Below are 1,350 nucleotides of genomic sequence, written 5' to 3' on the forward strand. Positions count from 1 at the left end.
CAAAGCGAGGGACGGCGGTGGAGATATTGGGCCGGGAACGGCGTCGTCGGTGGAGCAACGCGGAGAAGCTCGAGATCGTCGCCGCTGTGGGAATGAACGGAGAGACGTTGGCGCGCGTCGCGCGGCGCTACGATGTGTCGCGAAGCCAGATCTATCAATGGCGCCATCTGTTCAGGAAGCGAGGGTTGCTGCCTGCGGCGGACGAACCGACCTTTTTGCCGGTTGATATCGGGGCGCCCATGCTGAGCGCGGAGCCCGTGGTCGATGACCGGGTGGTGGCCTCACCCTTGATCATCGAGCTGTGTCTGGCGCAAGGACGGCGGCTTCGCTTCGATGCCGACATCGAGGCTACTGCCTTGACCCGGCTTATCCGGTCGGTGGAAGCTGCATGATCGGACCGGGCACCGGCGTAAGGGTCTATCTCGCCTGCGGCGTCACTGACATGCGCAAAGGGATTTCGGGTCTTGCAATGCTGGCCCAGACCGTGCTGCGACAGAAGCCGGCCAGTGGTGCCGTATTCGCCTTTCGGGGACGGCGCGGCGACAGGCTGAAGCTGCTTTACTGGGATGGTCAGGGATTTTGCCTCTATTACAAGATCCTGGAGCGCGGCCGTTTTCCCTGGCCCTCTGCGGCTGACGGGGCGGCGCGACTGACATCGGCCCAACTCGCGATGCTGTGGGAAGGGATCGACTGGAGGCGTCCGAACTGGGGTGCGCCGCCGACACGCGCGGGGTAACTTTTCTTCTGCAAAAGCGGCTGTTCTGCTAGGCTTTGCGGCCGATTTCCTGTATAAAAAGCCATGCTCAACGCGGCATCCGATCTTCCCGAAGACCCGGCCCTTCTCAAGGCGCTGATCGCCCAGTTGCAGGCCCAGAACAAGAAGCTGACTACGACGCTGCGCGCCCATGACCTGGTCGTCCAGGCACTGCGTTTGCAGATCGCCAGGCTCAGGAAGCAGGCTTTCGGCAAATCCTCCGAGAAGATCGAACGCGAGATCGAGCAACTCGAGTTCGCTCTCGAAGACGTGCTTGTTTCGGTCGCGCAACAGGGCCTCGTGACAAGTGGCCTGGACGATTCCGAGGCGCAAGCGGCGGCCGCGTCTGCCGAGACCACCCCTGGGCCGCGTCCATCTCGGCGCCCACGCGTCTCGGCGGATACGCCGCGCCAACGCCACGAACTTGACCCCGGCAGCACCTGTCCCGAGTGCGGCGGCGAGCTGCGTCTCGTCGGCGAAGACGTGAGCGAGATCCTCGAGATGATCACGGCAAAGCTCCAGGTCATCGAAGTCGCCCGCCCGAAGAAGTCCTGCCGTTGCTGCGAGAAGATGGTCCAGGTGCCAGCCCCGAGCCG

3 protein-coding genes are annotated in these 1,350 nt (G+C 63.7%); all 3 read left to right on the forward strand.

All coding sequences use genetic code 11. The annotated features are described in order from the left end of the window. Positions 1 to 392, forward strand: a 392-nt coding sequence (locus SxD43FB_RS23580; RefSeq protein WP_217988839.1) for a transposase, incomplete at its 5' end; no start/stop codon positions are given. Beyond that, a complete protein-coding gene (tnpB, locus tag SxD43FB_RS23585; RefSeq protein ID WP_096064158.1) occupies positions 389 to 736 on the forward strand; it encodes an IS66 family insertion sequence element accessory protein TnpB in 348 nt (115 codons plus the stop codon). The genes SxD43FB_RS23580 and tnpB, both read left to right, overlap by 4 nt. Positions 737 to 799: 63 nt before the next feature. Further along, positions 800 to 1,350: IS66 family transposase zinc-finger binding domain-containing protein (locus SxD43FB_RS23590; RefSeq protein ID WP_176482913.1), on the forward strand; the 551-nt coding region annotated here is incomplete at its 3' end.

Source organism: Sphingobium sp. D43FB (assembly GCF_002312805.1).
Lineage (GTDB): Bacteria > Pseudomonadota > Alphaproteobacteria > Sphingomonadales > Sphingomonadaceae > Sphingobium.

Bases quoted from the DNA above. Each gene is read 5' to 3' on its own strand.
- tnpB (WP_096064158.1), top strand. From the start codon at position 389: ATGATCGGACCGGGCACCGGCGTAAGGGTCTATCTCGCCTGCGGCGTC.